The following is a 17298-nucleotide window of genomic DNA, read 5'->3' on the forward strand; positions in this document are numbered from 1 at the left end:
TTTTTGTTTCAATTATGATCCAGGTGCATTTCTGTCATGTTGTGTGGGTGTTATTTTAAGGCCGCAGGTTAACCATAACCTTACAAGACCTGTGGTTTTTACTTCAAGGACACCCTATGAAAACCTCTCTGTTCAAAAGCCTTTACTTTCAGGTCCTGACAGCAATTGCCATTGGTATCCTCCTTGGCCATTACTACCCTGAATTAGGCGCACAAATGAAACCGCTTGGCGACGCGTTCGTTAAGCTGATTAAGATGGTCATCGCACCGGTTATCTTCTGTACTGTCGTTACCGGCATTGCAGGTATGGAAAGCATGAAAGCGGTGGGCCGCACCGGTGCGGTTGCGCTGCTTTACTTTGAGATTGTCAGTACGATTGCGCTGATCATTGGTCTCATTATCGTCAACGTCGTTCAGCCTGGCTCCGGGATGAACGTCGATCCGGCGACGCTGGATGCTAAAGCGGTGGCGATCTACGCCGAACAAGCAAAAGACCAGGGAATCGTGGGCTTCCTGATGGATATCATCCCGGGCAGCGTCATCGGCGCGTTCGCCAGCGGTAATATCCTACAGGTTCTGCTGTTTGCGGTGATGTTCGGCTTTGCGCTGCATCGTCTGGGCAGCAAAGGCCAGCTGATTTTCAACGTGATTGAAAGCTTCTCGCAGGTCATTTTCGGCATCATCAACATGATCATGCGCCTGGCGCCTATCGGTGCTTTCGGTGCGATGGCCTTTACTATCGGTAAATACGGCGTGGGTACGCTGGTGCAGTTGGGGCAGCTGATTGTCTGCTTCTACATCACCTGTATTCTGTTCGTGGTGGTGGTGCTTGGCTCGATTGCCCGCGCAGCTGGCTTCAGCATTTTTAAATTTATTCGCTACATCCGTGAAGAGCTGCTGATTGTGCTGGGGACGTCCTCCTCCGAATCCGTGCTGCCGCGTATGCTGGATAAGATGGAAAAGCTGGGCTGCCGTAAGTCGGTGGTGGGGCTGGTTATTCCCACAGGCTACTCGTTTAACCTGGACGGAACCTCGATCTATCTGACGATGGCGGCGGTGTTTATCGCCCAGGCGACCAACAGTCATATGGATATCTTCCATCAGGTAACCCTGCTGGTGGTGCTGCTGCTCTCCTCGAAAGGGGCGGCCGGGGTAACGGGGAGCGGATTTATCGTGCTGGCTGCGACGATCTCTGCGGTGGGCCACTTACCGGTTGCGGGTCTGGCGCTGATCCTCGGTATCGACCGCTTTATGTCTGAAGCCCGCGCGCTGACCAACCTGGTCGGTAACGGCGTGGCAACGGTCGTTGTGGCGAAGTGGGTGAAAGAACTGGACCACAAAAAGCTGGATGATGTGCTGAATAATCGTGCGCCTGATGGCAAAACGCACGAATTATCCTCTTAATCTCACCTCTTATGCCCGCAGTCCCTTCCAGGACTGCGGGTGTTTGCGCATAATTGACCCCTGCACCCGAATCACTCAACATGTGGCTTCGGGATTTTTTCACTTCTGGCGTGACATTTTTATGTTCGCGCGGTCTAACACGAAGTGTTTTTAACGTCATATTCAGATAAGCCTTCCAGGCTGTCTTTTTATTACCAGGATTGTTGATCAGGGGTTTACATGCAGGGCACAAAAATTCGACTCTTAGCGGGCAGTCTGCTGATGATGGCTACTGTCGGCTATGTGCAGGCAGATGCGCTCCAGCCTGACCCGGCATGGCAACAGGGGACGCTGGCAAATGGATTACAGTGGCAAGTATTAGCTACCCCGCAGCGCCCAAGCGATCGTATTGAGGTTCGTCTGCTGGTCAATACCGGTTCGCTCACCGAAAGTACGCAACAGAGCGGTTTCAGCCATGCCATTCCCCGTATCGCGCTGACGCAAAGCGGCGGCCTTGACGCCGCGCAAGCACGTTCACTCTGGCAGCAGGGCTTTGACCCCAAACGCCCTGTGCCGCCCGTTATCGTTTCTTATGATTCCACGTTATATAACCTCAGCCTGCCCAACACCCGTAACGATCTGCTAAAAGAGGCGCTCTCTTATCTGGCGCATACCTCCGGCAAACTGTCCATCACGCCAGAGACGGTTGCGCATGCAGTCAATAGTGAAGATATGGTTGCCACCTGGCCTATGGACACCAAAGAGGGCTGGTGGCGCTATCGTCTGAAAGGGTCTGCGCTGTTAGGCCACGATCCGGCCGAGCCGCTGAAACAGCCTGTGGATGTAGAGAAACTTAACGCGTTTTACCAGAAATGGTACACCCCGGACGCGATGACGCTGATTATCGTCGGTAACGTGGACGCGCGTTCGGTTTCTGAGCAGATCAACAAAACCTTCGGCGAGTTGCAAGGCAAGCGTGAAACGCCTGCGCCAGTGCCGACGCTTTCCCCTCTGCGCGCCGAAGCTGTCAGCATTATGACTGACGCCGTGCGCCAGGATCGTCTCTCCATCATGTGGGATACGCCGTGGCAGCCCATTCGCGAGTCCGCCGCGCTGCTGCGCTACTGGCAGGCGGATTTAGCCCGTGAGGCCCTGTTCTGGCATGTTCAGCAGGCGCTCAGCAAGAACAACGCCAAAGAGATTGGTCTCGGTTTTGACTGCCGGGTACTGTTCCTGCGTGCGCAGTGCGCGATCAACGTTGAATCTCCCGGCGATAAGCTGAATCTGAACCTGGGGCTGGTGGCGCGTGAACTGGCGAAAGTCCGTGATAACGGCTTGCCGGAAGAGGAGTTTAACGCGCTGGTGGCGCAGAAGAATCTGGAGTTGCAGAAGCTGTTCGCCACTTATGCGCGTACCGATACCGATATCTTGATCAGCCAACGGATGCGCTCGTTGCAAAATCAGGTGGTCGATATTGCCCCGGAACAGTACCAGCGTCTACGGCAGGACTTCCTGAATAACCTGACCGTTGAGATGTTGAATCAAAACCTGCGTCAGCAGCTATCGCAAGATATGGCGTTGATTCTGCTTCAGCCGAAGGGCGAACCGGAGCTGAATATGAAGGACCTACAGGCAACGTGGGATCAAATCATGGCGCCAGTGACAGCAGCAGCAACAAGCGCAGAAACCGATGATGTCCACCCGGAAGTCACGGATATCCCGGCTGCGCAGTAGCAGTAGGCCGGATAAGGCGGTCACGCCGCCATCCGGCGAGAATATCATGCCTGATGGCGCTACGCTTATCCGGCCTACAGTGCGGTTATTGCGGCATCGCATCGCGCGGGATAATTGCCCCGCGATGCTGAATGACCGTGCTGGCGGTCAGGTGCCCGCGCTGTGCGGCCCCGGCAGCGTCGCCGCCGGTTAAACGTATTGCCAGATACCCGGCGCTAAAGGAGTCGCCCGCTGCGGTGGTGTCGATCACTTTCTCTTTTGGCAATTTCACCGCCGGAACGTCAATCACCTCTTCGCCTTTGATGGAAACCAGGCAGGAATCTGCGCCGCGTTTCACCACCACTTCCTGGACGCCTGCGTCGTGCGTGCGGGCAATGACCTCGGCAACCGGCTTTTCACCCCACAACGCGTCTTCATCATCCAGCGTCAGGAACGCGATATCCGTGCATTCCAGCATCTGCTGATATACCTGCTGCGTCTCTTCTTTGCTTGCCCACAGGCGCGGGCGATAGTTGTTGTCAAAAATGACTTTCCCGCCGTTGGCGCGGCATTCGCGCAGCAGCGACAGTAATTTATCGCGGCTGGACGGGCTTAAAATGGCAAGGCTGATCCCGCTCAGGTAGAGGTAGTCGAAGGTCGCCAGCTCTTCGCAGATTGCCGCAGACTGCTCGCTCTCCAGCCAGAATTTCGCTGCCGCCTCGTTGCGCCAGTAATAGAAAGTGCGTTCGCCAGTGCTGTCCGTCTCGATGTAATAGAGGCCCGGTAGACGGTTTTCCATGCGCTGCGTGAGGGAGGTATCGACATTTTCGCCTTGCCATGAATCCAGCATTTGCTGGCTGAAGCTGTCAGTGCCCAGCGCCGTCACGTAGTGTACGGACAAGGCCGCAGAATCGACCTGACGGGCGATGTAAACGGATGTATTCAACGTGTCGCCACCGAAACCGCGCTGAACGTCTGCGCCTTTCTGTGACAGCTCAATCATGCATTCGCCAATCACGGCAATCTTTTTGGACATAGTCGTGAACCTGCTCTGAAAAAAATTAGCGTTAGTGTGCGCTGTGGTGTATTCAGCGGTCAACTATATTAAAACATCGTTCCATTATTTTTTTGAGCCAACGCGTATTCTGTGTTGATTTTTGTCATGCTGTTTCTATTTTGCGGGGCGCTGAACATAAAGTTCTTTGCCAGAGCGCCGATAACCTTTGACGAGTCCGGGCAGTCACACTCTCATTAACAGGACATCTGAGATGATAAAGCAGGTTATCCAGCAGCTAAGCATTCCTGAGGCAAGCATTGAAAGCTTGCAGGAGCGGCGCTTTTGGTTGCAGTGCGAACGTGCTTACACTTATCAGCCAATCTACCAGACCAACGGGCGATTGATGGCCGTGGAACTGCTGACGGTTGTGGTACACCCGGATAACCCTTCCCGGCGCGTTGCCCCGGATCGCTATTTTGCCGAACTGGCGGTAAGACACCGCGTGGATGTGGTGAAAGAACAGCTCCAGTTTCTGGAGCAGAAAGCCGATTTTTTCATGCGTCATGACCTGCTGGCCTCGGTCAATGTCGATGGCCCGACGCTGATCGCGATGCGTCAGCAGCCAGAGGTATTGAAAACGATTGAGCGCCTGCCCTGGCTGCGATTCGAACTGGTGGAACATATTCGTTTACCGAAAGACTCTTCGTTCGCCTCAATGTGTGAATTCGGCCCGCTCTGGTTGGATGATTTCGGCACCGGCATGGCGAATTTCTCTGCCCTGAGCGAAGTGCGTTACGACTACATCAAAGTGGCGCGGGATCTGTTTGTGATGCTGCGCCAGACGCCGGAAGGGCGAAACCTCTTTACGCTGCTGCTGCAACTGATGAACCGCTATTGCCGAGGCGTTATCGTCGAAGGCGTGGAAACGCTGGAAGAGTGGCGCGATGTACAACGTTCGCCCGCTTTCGCGGCGCAGGGGTATTTTCTGTCGCGTCCTGTTCCGCTGGAGAACCTTGAACAGGTGATCCTGATGCTGTAATACCCGCTGTTTCCCGGAATGGCGCGTCTTTCACGCGGTATTCCAGGACGCAGCCTGCCTCCCTTTTCCGTCTGCTGGACTATCTTTAGGACTGGCAAGGAAAGAAGTGAGGAAGTAAAACATGACGAAAGCAGGCAAAATAACCGCTGCCGTATCAGGGACTTTGTTGTTGTTGATCGTCGTACTCATCGTCCTGATTGCGACATTTGACTGGAATCGCCTCAAACCGACCATCAACCAGAAAGTCTCTACAGAACTCAACCGGCCATTCGCCATTCGCGGCGATCTGGGCGTGGTGTGGGAACGTCAAAAACAGGAAACCGGCTGGCGAAGCTGGGTGCCCTGGCCGCACGTTCATGCCGAAGACATTATCCTCGGCAATCCGCCGGATATCCCCGAAGTCACGATGGTGCATCTCCCGCGCGTTGAAGCCACGCTGGCGCCGCTGGCGTTGCTGACCAAAACCGTCTGGCTGCCGTGGATCAAACTGGTGAAGCCTGACGCCCGCCTTATCCGCCTCTCGGAGAAAAACAATAACTGGACCTTCACTCTTGCGGCTGACGAGAAAAACGATCCCAATGCGCAGCCGTCCGCCTGGTCGTTCCGTCTGGATACGATTTTGTTCGATCAGGGGCGTATCGCCATTGACGATAAGGTCAGCAAAGCCGATATCGAGATCCTGGTTGATCCGCTGGGTAAACCACTGCCTTTTAGCGAAGTCACGGGAGCCAAAAGCAACAACGACAACAACGTGGGGGATTATGTTTTCGGCCTTAAGGCGCAGGGGCGTTATAACGGGGAACCGCTGACCGGCACGGGCAAAATTGGCGGTATGCTGGCGTTACGCAGCGAAGGCGCGCCTTTCCCGGTGCAGGCTGACTTCCGCTCGGGCAATACTCGCGTGGCCTTTGCCGGGGTGGTCAACGATCCGCTGAACATGGGCGGCGTCGATCTCCAGCTTAAGTTTTCCGGCGACTCGCTGGGCGAATTGTACGACCTGACCGGCGTACTGCTGCCGGACACGCCGCCGTTTGAAACGGACGGTCGCCTGGTGGCGAAAATCGATACGGAGACATCCTCAGTTTTTGACTACCGCAATTTTAATGGCCGCATCGGCGACAGCGATATTCACGGCTCTCTTGCTTACACCACCGGCAAGCCGCGCCCCAAACTGGAAGGGGATGTGGAGTCGCGCCAGCTTCGCCTGGCTGACCTGGGGCCGTTGATCGGCGTGGATTCCGGGAAGGGAGCGCAACAGTCGAAACGCGCCGAGCAAAGCAAGGGCGAAAAGAGCATTCAGCCTGCCGACAAAGTGCTGCCTTATGACCGCTTTGAAACCGATAAATGGGACGTGATGGATGCCGACGTGCGCTTTAAGGGCGGGCGCATTGAGCACGGCAGCAGCCTGCCGGTCAGCGATCTCTCTACCCATATCATCCTGAAAAATGCCGATTTACGTTTGCAGCCGCTGAAGTTTGGCCTGGCTGGCGGCAGCATTGTCTCCAGCATTCATCTGGAAGGGGATAAAAAGCCGATGCAGGGAAGGGCGAATATCCAGGCGCGTCGTCTTAAACTGAAAGCGCTGATGCCGGATGTCGAACTGATGCAGAAAACATTGGGCGAGATGAACGGCGACGCGGATATCCGGGGAAGCGGCAATTCAGTGGCGGCGCTGTTAGGTAACAGTAATGGCAACCTGAAGCTGCTGATGAACGATGGCGTGATCAGCCGCAACCTGATGGAGATTGTCGGCCTGAACGTGGGTAACTTTATTGTCGGGCAGATATTTGGCGACGATGAGGTACGGGTCAACTGCGCGGCGGCTAATCTTGACATCGTTAATGGCGTTGCGCGCCCGCAAATCTTTGCTTTTGATACGGAAAATGCGCTGGTTAACGTCACCGGAACCGCGAGTTTCGCCTCTGAGCAACTGGATTTAACTATCGATCCAGAGAGCAAAGGGATTCGTATTATTACGCTGCGTTCGCCGCTGTATGTGCGCGGGTCGTTTAAAAACCCGCAGGCGGGGGTGAAAGCCGGGCCGCTGATCGCGCGAGGCGCGGTCGCTGCGGCGCTGGCGACGTTAGTCACGCCAGCTGCCGCGCTTCTGGCGTTGATTTCCCCGTCAGAAGGCGATGCGAATCAGTGTCGGATGATTTTGTCGCAGATGAAGAAATGATGATAGTGCCGGATGGCGGTGTAAACACCTTATCCGGCCTACGGGTGATGGCGGTCAAATCACAACGACTGGTGGCGCGTTTCATGGGTCAACAGCAGCGCAATCAGCGTCAGGGCGGCCATTGACGCCAGATAGGTGCCGACCGCCGCCAGACCGTAGTTCCCCTGCAACCATGCGGCAATATACGGCGCTACGGACGCGCCAAGAATTGACGACACGTTATACGAGAAGGACGCGCCGGTGTAGCGAACTTCTGTCGGGAACAGCTCCGGCAACAGCGCGCCCATCGGGCCGAAGGTCAGCCCCATCAGACTCAGCCCCAGCAGCAGGAAAACGAATATCAATGCCGGATTACCGGAACCGAGCAACGGTTTAAAGGCAAACAGCGCGAACAGAATGATCATTGTCGTGATAATGACCATGCTCTTACGGCGACCAAAAGCGTCTGCCAGCAGGCCCGCAACCGGCACCATCACGCCAAAGCCGATCACCGCCAGCATCAACATCCACAACACTTCGTTACGCGGCAAACCGAGCCCCGCAGGGGCGGCTGCGGTACTGTACGTCATGGAATAGACCGTCATGATGTAGAACAGCGTATAGGTCGCCAGCATGATGAATGTCCCGAGTACCGTTACGCGTACGTGCCGGGTCAGCAGGGTGCCCAGCGGGATTTTCACCTGCTTTTTCGCCGCGGCGACCTTAGCGAATACCGGTGTTTCATGCAGCGAGACGCGGACGTACAGGCCGATAATGACCAGCACCGCAGAGAAAATGAACGGTAAACGCCAGCCCCAGGTCATGAACTGCTCATCGGTCAGCAGCCAGGAGAGGAGCAGGAACGTGCCGTTGGCGAAGAAGAAGCCGATAGGCGCGCCAAGCTGCGGGAAAGAGCCGTACAGCGCGCGCTTGCGCGGCGGGGCGTTTTCGGTCGCCAGTAGCGCCGCGCCGCCCCATTCTCCGCCGAGACCCAGACCCTGGCCAAAGCGCGCCAGCGCCAGCAGCAGCGGGGCGAAAATGCCAATGGTGGCATAGCCCGGCAGCAGGCCGATCACGACGGTGGAGATCCCCATCGTCAGCAATGACGCCACCAGCGTCACTTTACGCCCGACGCGGTCGCCGAAGTGGCCGAATAGCGCAGAGCCAATTGGACGCGCGACAAAGGCGATGGCGAAGGTGGCGAGGGACTGAAGCGTTGCCGCTGCCGGATCGCCTTGCGGGAAGAAAATATGAGGGAACACGATTACTGCGGCAGTCGCGTAAATGTAGAAGTCGAAGAACTCAATGGCGGTGCCGATGAGGGAGGCAACAACGACTTTGTTGCGCGAGTTTACCGGAACGTGTTCCTGTTCGTTGTCGAGTGTGGTGGCGGTTGCTTGCATAGTATTTTCTTATTTTTTGGCGAACGAACGGCCATATTACGCACAGCAAAAGCGACATTTCAATCTGTAACAAAGCGGGATTTTGCTCAAATAATGGTCAAAAAGGGGATAATGTTTAGACCTGCGATTTCACGTCTATGAAATGCTTCACACAATTTTAAACTTAGAGGATAAAACTGGTTTTAGGTTAAATAAAAGTTACGGCCTGGATTTATATGCTGCAATGCGTGCCGTATAAGGCGTAGCGACCTGCCGGGCGGTAGGCCGGATAAGCATCGCGCCATCCGGCATCAAATGATGAACTAGCGGTGGGTTTTCCCTGGCATACGCGGGTCGTCTTTGTATTCGGCGGTGGCTATCCAGGCCGCGCAAAACAGCGTCAGGCGGGCAAAGAAGTAGAAGAACGCCATCAGGCCAAGCACGGAACCGAATGCGGCGCCGGACGGAGATTTCACCAGGGAAGGCAGCGTGTAGGTCATGATGATTTTGATCACCTCAAAACCGATCGCGGCGATAAACGTACCGCGAATCAATGCCTTCTTGCGCGGTCGGTGGCGCGGTAGCCGCCAGAAAATCCAGAAGAACAGCAGGTAGTTGGCGAAAATCGAAATGGCCAGCCCAATCAACCGCCAGGCGGGTTTTAGCCACTCAATGCTGTCGAGATACAGCGCGGAGATAATCATCTGCTGCGCAGAACCGGCAATCGAGGTAATGGACAGCGTGATAATCAGCGCAACCAACAGCCCAATCAGCGAGACAAAATCGCGCAGGTATTTTATCCAGATTTTTTCCTGATCCTGCGGGGTGCGCTCCCACACGTCCCGCGACTGGGCGCGAATCGCTTCACGCAGGTTGCCCATCCAGTTGATCCCGGAATAGAGCGCAATGCCCAGCCCCACCAGGCCGACGGTGGTTCGCTGCTGAACGGCGGTGTTGATGGTGCTTTTCAGCGTGGACGCCAGCGTAGGATCGCTGACGTTCATCAGGATTTTATTGAAGATGTCCTCTAACAGCGTGGGATGTGACGCGAGAATAAAACCGGCGGCGGCAAACGACACCATCAGGACAGGGATCATCGACAGAAACGAGAAATAGGTGATAGCGGCGCCAAACTGGTTGCCCAGCCGATCGTTAAAACGCTCTGCGGCGCGGATCAGGTGGGCAATCACCGGCTGACGCTGGATTCTCGCTGCCGTCGTGGAGACCGTTTTGAGCGCCTGGGTGGCCTTGTTGTTTGTTTCTGGTTCGTCACGATCGTGCGTCTCCACTTTGGGCACCGGCGCATGGTCGAGTTCCTGAATAGGGCGTTTTACGTCTTTTTCCTGCGTCATCAGGTCGATAGTCCTTCTTTTGTTAACTCTCAGAACAGTATAGCGTGTCAGTCCACGTAGTCTTTCATTACGCCGGTCAGCCACTCCATAAACAGGTGCACCCGGCGGGAGAGGTTGCGGCGATGCGGGTAGAGCAGGGACACCGGCATTGGGTCAGCGCGATACTGCGGCAGGATCTCGATGAGCGTCCCGGCGCGCAATGCCTCACGAACGCCGATGCGCGGCACCTGAATGATTCCCAGCCCCGCCAGGCAGGCGGCATGGTAGGTCTCGGTGCTGTTGACCGTCAGAATGCCGCCGGTTTTAATCCACTGCGTGCCGTTTGCCGTTGCCACTTCGAAGCCTTGCGGACGCGTGCCCAGATTGACGGAATAATGAACCACCGCATGCGAAGCCAGATCGTCCAGACCTTCTGGGTAGCCAAAACGCGCCAGATACTGCGGACTGGCGCAGTTAATGACCGACAGCTTTCCCAACGGGCGGGCGATCAACCCGGAATCTTTTAGCACCCCGACCCGCACCACGCAGTCGAACCCTTCCCGTATCAAATCCACCAGGCGATCGCTGCTGCTGAGTTCCAGCTCAATACCCGGATACTGCTGTAAAAACGCGGGCAGGCGCGGTATCACCAGATTCTTAGCGACCCCAACCGGCATATCGACCCGCAGCTTGCCGCTGATGCTGGCCGGGTCGTGCTGGAACAAACCGTCCAGCTCGTCCAGGTTCGTCAGCAGATCTTTCGCACGTTCGTAATACACCATTCCGTCCTGAGTAAGCTGAACCCGCCGGGTGGTGCGGTGCAGCAACTGCGTGCCGAGGTGGTTTTCCAGCGCCTGTATCTGGCGGGATACGCTACCTTTAGGAAGGCCTGATGTTTCGGCGGCGCGGGAAAAACTCTCCAGTTCCGCGACGCGAATGAACAACTGCATTGCGTGAATTTTATCCATCGCGAGGTCCCGGTGTTGTTCTGAATGAAACAGTGAAGCGCATTTCGCTATATTTATTGTTTTTCTAACACCTAATAAGCTCTTTCTCAATCTTCACAACACCTGAAATGAGGTTTCTTATGACGCAACGTATCGCATTAGTGACCGGCGGCAGCCGAGGGCTCGGTAAAAACGCGGCGCTTAAGCTGGCGAGCAAAGGAATCGGGATCATTCTGACGTGGAACAGCAATGAAAAAGAGGCGCAGCAGGTCGTGCATGAAATTACGCAATCAGGCGGGAAAGCCGCAGCATTGCAGTTGAATGTCGGGGATATTTCGGGATTCCCGGCGTTTGTTGAAAAGGTGCGGGAAACCCTGAAAACGGAGTGGCAACGTGATTCGTTTGATTATTTATTGAACAATGCCGGAATCGGCATCAACGCGCCGTATTCGACCTTCACTGAAGCGCAGTTTGACCAGCTTTTGAACATTCAGTTTAAAGGGCCGTTTTTCCTGACTCAGGGGCTGTTACCCCTGCTGAAGAATGGCGGCAGGATCCTCAATGTGTCGACGGGGCTGGCCCGTTTTGCGTTGCCTGGCTACAGCGCTTATGCCGCGATGAAGGGGGCGATGGAAGTGCTGACGCGTTATCAGGCAAAAGAGCTGGGCGAACGCGGCATTACCGTGAACATTATTGCGCCGGGAGCCATTGAAACTGATTTTGGCGGCGGCAATGTGCGGGACAATGAACAACTGAATGCGTATATCGCGTCACAAACCGCCCTGGGACGGGTCGGTTTGCCGGACGATATTGGTGATGCCATCGCCGCGTTGCTCAGCGATGAACTGGGCTGGATGACCGCGCAGCGTATCGAAGTGTCGGGCGGCATGTTCTTATAATCAGGATGATAATATTAAGCGGGTGGTTTACACCCGCAACATTAATTTAGATTAAGGATAAACTTATTTCAGGAACGCTGTTTTATTCCTGACGTTAATTTTAATATTTCGCGATGACTGTTCATCGACTTCTCTTTATTTCCCTCGCCGCCCACAATAAATTTCTCAACCTTTGCGTTATAGTCACTGTAATGCCAAAAAAATCTGTTATATCTATCAAAACAGATAATTAAAATAATATTAAAAGCCTTCTTTATGATGGAGGGGCTTTTTTAGGGACGATCATGACGAATAACGCTTCGCAGGCGATGCATTCGCCTTTTGAACACTGTCTGGGCATCATCCGTCAGGCGTCAGTGGAGATCCTGCTGCTGCTGGGCGTACATGTTGCGGAAGGAAAAGAACCGCGCTGGTTTATGGAACAACTGGATCAAGCCCGCCTTAATTTAGGCGGCTGGAGCGTGGTGGCAAAAAAATTACATATAAACGATGCGCAACTGAGCCAGTTTATGCTGCATTTGCGACATCTCCAGCAGTATGTTCCGCAATATGACAGCGGGAAGGATGTCAGTGAAAACCAACTGCTTGCCGCCCTGCGTTTTGTGGCGTCGTTGGAACAACTGCGCCAGCGGCAGCCGCTTCTCACTTATCAGACTGATATTGATGCAGGCAATCAGGACGCGCAAATACAGGCCCGGCGTCAGCTGCGGGCGATTGAACTCACGCTGAAAGCGCTTATTTCGCAGGTGTGGCCGGATCGTCATCAGTTGAATAGCTACCTGAAGCTGCATTTTGGCGCCGATCGTCTGCGAGGCTGGTTAAAACTCAGCGAAGGACAGGATGCGCTCAGCGCGATGCTGTTCAGCGAGCTGGCATTGATGGTGGTCGATAAAAAGTCGTTTGCCCGTCACTATTCCGCATTTTTCAAAGACGCGTCTGCGCTGACGCTGTTTGTTGAGCCGCGTACGACCCTGCGTATGTTCCTTGAGGATTGCCGTCAGGCGCGTAACGGCATCATCGCCGGGCAGCCGCTCAGTTCCGTGCAGTTGTCGCTACTGGATTGTCAGTTCCGCCAGATCACCCGCTCGGTACAGCGGGCGTTTAATGAAAAACGCACCCGCATAAACCCGGCTTCGTTTATGGCGTCCGATGAGGGCGTGGTGGAGAAATTCTGGGAGGAGGCGCGAGAAAAAGACGCGCTGGCGGGGGGAGATAACCAGGAAATTGGCGAGAGTATTGAACCGCCTCACAAGCGACAGCAGCGGACGGCTGAAGAGCGTGAGCAGCTGATTTCCGGGGTGTTGTGGGGCGGGGTTGGCGCAATGGTGCTGGCGATCCTGGTGGGGGCGTTTTGGTTGTTCAGCTCGCCACCTCCTTCTGCCGCGCCCGTACAACGCGACGAGGTCATGCAGGATGACGCCCGGCTTGAGGCGCCCTCCGCGCGGGAAACCATGAGCCGCATGGGGATCACCTGGGACCCGTTTAATATGCGCTCGGCGATCGACCGTAATGATACGCGCGTTACGGCGTTGTTCTTACAGGGCGGGATGAACTGGCAGCTGGCCTGGACCGAACAGGCGTTTTCGACGGGCAACGCCGATGTGCTGCAACTGCTGCTGCGCTACCCTTCGCTGATGGATGAGGTAAAACCCTGCCGACGCTTCCTGACGTCGCTGAGCCACGCCATGCTGAACGGAGCGTCGCTGACGTCGCTGCATAAAAAGTATCTGCAAAGTTTTTGTACCGTTCCGGCGGTGGTGATGCGCCAGCAGCATGATATGGAGCAGGCCCGGCTGCGTGTTCAGGCCGAGCCCAGCGTGGAAAACAAAAAATGGTTAAAGATTCAGACCGCCATTTATAACGTGATTCGGTAACGCCGCTATGGTTCGCCGTATAAACCAATCAAACGGCGAACCACGCCATTGGTCCAGCCAAACCCATCCTGCAACGGATATTCCCCGCCGCCCCCTTCACGCGGCGTGCCGCAGGCAATATGGTACTTTTCGATCAGTTTATGGTGCTGCTGGTAAAAAATATTGACGGTTTTTAACCAGTTGCGGGCAATTTCATCCCCCAGCATATCGTCGCCGTACAGCTTGAAGCCCTGGATTGCCATCCACTGTAGCGGCGCCCAGCCGTTAGGCTTATCCCATTGCTCGCCGGTTTCATACTCCGTCGCCATGATCCCGCCAGGCGTCAGCAGGCGGCTGCGAACGGCGTTAGCGAGGCGGTCTGCCTGCTCGTGAGTCGCCATGCCGACGTACAGCGGCACGATACTGGCGGCGGAAAAGAGCGCCATTTGCTCGCGCCGCCAGTCGTAATCCCGATAGCAGCCATTCTCGTCATCCCACAGATAGCGGTTTACGGCGGCGCGGCGATCGCTGGCTTTCTGGCGAAATGCCGCTTCGGTTTCACGGTCGCCTTTCAGGGCGGAAATGTTGGCAATCGCGCTCTCCAGTTTGTAGAGGAAAGCGTTCAGGTCGATGGGGATGAACTGGGTTGTGCGGATGCTGGCCAGTCGGCTTGCATCGCGCAGCCAGCGTGATGAGTAATCCCAACCTGAGGCCGCACCGGCACGGAGATCCCGGTATACCTCATTGGCCGGGCGACCCGAATGTTTGGCGGTTTCCACATCCTCCAGCCACGATTCGTCGCGGGGGGTGTCGCGATCGTCCCAGTAGCGGTTGAGCAGGGAACCGTCCGGCATTCTGATGACGTGGCGATAGGCCTGGTTGAGCACCAGAGATTCCGCGCCGTCCATCCAGAAAGCGTACTCCATTTTCAGATGATCCAGATAGCGCCGCGCCCCGCGCACGCCATCCTCTTCGAACAGTTCGACCATCAGCGCAAAGACCGGCGGCTGAGAGCGGCTCAAATAATATGTACGGTTTCCGTTGGGAATGTGGCCGTAATTCTCAATCATCCACGCGAAGTTGTCCGCCATACATTTCAGCAGGTCTTCCCGGCCGCTTTCCGCCAGGCCCAGCATGGTGAAATAGGAGTCCCAGTAGTAGGTTTCGCTAAAACGTCCGCCCGGCACGATATAGGATTGCGGCAGCGCCAGCAGCGAGGACCAGGGAATGTGATCCTGCGGCTCACGCGTCAGCACCGGCCAGAGCTGATCAATATGCTCTTTCAGTGAATTTTCCGGGTTGGAGACATATTCGCTGGACCAGGTTTCCGGTAGCCAGAAGTGATTTTCAACAAAGCGCAGCAGGTCAAAGTCGCGGTGTCGTCTGACCTTACGGTAGCGGATCAGAATATCCAGCGGGTCCATTTTCGGCGCGCAGTCGGGGAAAGTTTTACTGTCGGCAAAAAGCCGGGATGATTGCACATGCTCGAACAGCTCAAGATAGCGATCGGCTGGGGTAAGGGCGTCGGAGGCGGGTAGCCCCTCAATCATCTCAGGTTCCGGTTCTGCCTCGATCATTTCATCCAGCTTTAACTCGCACGGATCCGTTTCATAAAGCAGATCGATTTCGATCGTTAATTCGTCGGATGGGGCGGGGTGTAATTTCTGGTTGAGCATAATGAGAAGGACCTCCGGATTGCGTCGTAAATGATACGGGTGTTGCCCGGCTGTCTATTAAGCGTAGACATTCGCTTCGGTATATGAGGTGCAAACTGTGCGATAGATCACGCTTTGTTAATGCATGAAAAAGAGTCTTTAAATATAGATTACTGATAATAATATAAAAAATATGGAATAGCCGTAACAGGAAGATTTTCACTTTCAGAACATTCGATTGCAACGAGTTATGAATACCGACGCCGAAAGACCCTTCTTATAATAGGGAAAAGCTATCTTATCGATAGTTTATCCCCATGTAATTGCTTGATACTTATCAAAAACCCTTCGCCTGTATTTCCTATGATGGCTATGTCTAATAAAGACATACGCCTGATTTATGTTCATCTTCTGGGTCATAATATCTCACTATAGTGAGGGTAAAATAATGAAAATCATTACCCGTCTTACCGCGATAGCCATAGCAGGCATTGCGATTTGTTATTTAGGATTATCTGGTTACGTCTGGTATCACGATAATCAACGTAGTAAAGAAGCTGATGTGCAAGCCTCAACGCTGGAAGACAATAATAAAATCCTGGGTTTTTTGCGGAAAAAGGGATGCGATTATTGTCATACCCCCTCTGCTGAACTGCCTTTTTATTCCTCTTTTCCCGTTGCTAAGCAGTTGATGAATTATGACATTCAACTGGGCTATAAATCTTTCAACCTTGAAGCAGTACGCGCCGCGTTGGTCGCGGATAAACCCGTCACGCAAAGCGATCTGAATAAGATTGAATGGGTGATGCAGTACGAAACAATGCCGCCAACGCGCTATACCGCGCTGCACTGGGCCGGTAAGGTCAGTGATACGGAGCGGGAGGAGATTCTCGGCTGGATCGCTAAACAGCGCGAGCGTTACTACGCCAGCGCGGATACGGCGGCGGCGCACCGCAATGAGCCGGTTCAGCCTGTCCCCGAAAAACTGCCGGTTGACGATCAAAAAGTCGCACTGGGTTTTACCCTCTATCACGATGCCCGTTTATCGGGTGACAGCACCATCTCCTGCGCGCATTGCCATGCGCTGAATGCGGGCGGCGTGGACGGCAGGAAAACCTCCATCGGCGTGGGCGGCGCGGTAGGGCCAATCAACGCGCCAACGGTGTTCAACTCGATCTTTAACGTTGAGCAATTCTGGGATGGTCGCGCGCCGACGTTGCAGGCGCAGGCTGGTGGGCCGCCGTTAAACCCGATTGAAATGGCCTCTAAATCCTGGGATGAAATCATTGGGAAACTCGATAAAGATCCGGTGCTAAAACAGCAGTTCACGGCGATATATCCGCAGGGCTTCAGCGGAGAAACGATTACGGATGCCATTGCCGAGTTTGAGAAGACGCTGATTACGCCAAATTCGCCTTTCGATAAGTGGTTACGAGGGGATGAAAATGCGCTGACGGCGCAGCAGAAACATGGCTATGAGCTGTTCAAAGAGAATAAATGTGCGACCTGTCACGGCGGTATTATTCTCGGTGGGCGTTCCTTCGAGCCGTTGGGTCTGAAGAAAGACTTTAATTTCGGCGAAATTACCGCTGCGGACATTGGACGTATGAACGTCACCAATGAAGTTCGCGATAAATTGCGTCAGAAAGTGCCCGGATTACGTAACGTTGCGCTGACCGCGCCGTATTTCCACCGTGGGGATGTGCCAACCCTCGACGGAGCGGTGAAACTGATGTTGCGTTATCAGGTGGGGAAAGAGATTCCGCAGAAAGATATTGATGATATCGTCGCATTCCTGGAAAGCCTGAACGGGGTGTATACGCCGTATATGCAAGGAAAATAAAAGAATGCCGGATGACGGCTGAGGTTCCTATCGGGCCTACGGAAAACCGCACGCGTAGGCCCGATAAGCATAGCGCCATCGGGCATGGTGCCAGATGGC

General features: G+C 54.7%; 12 protein-coding genes. 7 read left to right on the top strand and 5 right to left on the bottom strand.

The annotated features are described in order from the left end of the window. Positions 1 to 116: 116 nt before the first annotated feature. Together dctA and OGV67_RS01140 are read left to right on the top strand one after the other, a co-directional pair. Positions 117 to 1403, top strand: a complete 1287-nt coding sequence (gene dctA / locus OGV67_RS01135; protein WP_012135654.1) for a C4-dicarboxylate transporter DctC — start codon at positions 117 to 119, stop codon at positions 1401 to 1403. 219 nt (positions 1404 to 1622) lie between these two features. Then, on the top strand, positions 1623 to 3116 hold the full coding sequence (locus OGV67_RS01140) for a M16 family metallopeptidase (protein ID WP_115614328.1): 1494 nt from the start codon (positions 1623 to 1625) through the stop codon (positions 3114 to 3116). Between the two features lie 85 nt (positions 3117 to 3201). Here the strand turns inward: OGV67_RS01140 and kdgK are convergent, their stop codons facing one another. Further along, entirely contained in the window at positions 3202 to 4131 is a 930-nt protein-coding gene (gene kdgK / locus OGV67_RS01145; RefSeq protein ID WP_012135652.1) for a 2-dehydro-3-deoxygluconokinase, read from the bottom strand. 232 nt (positions 4132 to 4363) lie between these two features. Here kdgK and pdeH point away from each other — a divergent pair, with 232 nt between their 5' ends. Next, positions 4364 to 5131 (top strand): cyclic-guanylate-specific phosphodiesterase, encoded by a 768-nt coding sequence (gene pdeH / locus OGV67_RS01150; RefSeq protein ID WP_012135651.1) that lies wholly within the window; start codon positions 4364 to 4366, stop codon positions 5129 to 5131. 121 nt (positions 5132 to 5252) lie between these two features. Further along, the gene (locus OGV67_RS01155; RefSeq protein WP_115614330.1) at positions 5253 to 7310 is read left to right on the top strand and encodes an AsmA family protein; all 2058 of its coding nucleotides are present in this window, start codon (positions 5253 to 5255) and stop codon (positions 7308 to 7310) included. Between the two features lie 59 nt (positions 7311 to 7369). Here OGV67_RS01155 and OGV67_RS01160 read toward each other — a convergent pair whose 3' ends face one another. The 3 genes from OGV67_RS01160 to OGV67_RS01170 form a co-directional block, all read right to left on the bottom strand. Next, positions 7370 to 8692 (bottom strand): MFS transporter, encoded by a 1323-nt coding sequence (locus OGV67_RS01160; RefSeq protein ID WP_049011539.1) that lies wholly within the window; start codon positions 8690 to 8692, stop codon positions 7370 to 7372. A 302-nt stretch (positions 8693 to 8994) separates the two neighbouring features. Continuing rightward, the gene (gene yhjD, locus OGV67_RS01165; RefSeq protein WP_012135646.1) at positions 8995 to 10023 is read right to left on the bottom strand and encodes an inner membrane protein YhjD; all 1029 of its coding nucleotides are present in this window, start codon (positions 10021 to 10023) and stop codon (positions 8995 to 8997) included. A 47-nt stretch (positions 10024 to 10070) separates the two neighbouring features. Beyond that, a complete protein-coding gene (locus tag OGV67_RS01170; protein WP_115614331.1) occupies positions 10071 to 10970 on the bottom strand; it encodes a LysR family transcriptional regulator in 900 nt (299 codons plus the stop codon). Positions 10971 to 11089: 119 nt separating this feature from the next. Between OGV67_RS01170 and OGV67_RS01175 the strand changes: the two genes are divergently transcribed. Together OGV67_RS01175 and OGV67_RS01180 are read left to right on the top strand one after the other, a co-directional pair. After that, entirely contained in the window at positions 11090 to 11848 is a 759-nt protein-coding gene (locus OGV67_RS01175; protein ID WP_104868063.1) for an SDR family NAD(P)-dependent oxidoreductase, read from the top strand. A gap of 284 nt (positions 11849 to 12132) precedes the next feature. Continuing rightward, positions 12133 to 13722 carry an STY4199 family HEPN domain-containing protein gene (locus OGV67_RS01180; protein WP_114848091.1) on the top strand — a complete coding sequence of 530 codons (1590 nt, stop codon included), beginning with the start codon at positions 12133 to 12135 and terminating at the stop codon, positions 13720 to 13722. A gap of 5 nt (positions 13723 to 13727) precedes the next feature. Here the strand turns inward: OGV67_RS01180 and OGV67_RS01185 are convergent, their stop codons facing one another. Next, a complete protein-coding gene (locus OGV67_RS01185; protein WP_012135642.1) occupies positions 13728 to 15377 on the bottom strand; it encodes an alpha,alpha-trehalase in 1650 nt (549 codons plus the stop codon). 427 nt (positions 15378 to 15804) lie between these two features. Here OGV67_RS01185 and OGV67_RS01190 point away from each other — a divergent pair, with 427 nt between their 5' ends. After that, positions 15805 to 17199: a cytochrome-c peroxidase gene (locus tag OGV67_RS01190; RefSeq protein WP_115614332.1), complete on the top strand. Its 1395-nt coding sequence runs from the start codon at positions 15805 to 15807 to the stop codon at positions 17197 to 17199. Positions 17200 to 17298 lie beyond the last annotated feature (99 nt).

It is taken from the genome of Citrobacter sp. CK188, assembly GCF_030333525.1.
Lineage (GTDB): Bacteria > Pseudomonadota > Gammaproteobacteria > Enterobacterales > Enterobacteriaceae > Citrobacter_B > Citrobacter_B koseri.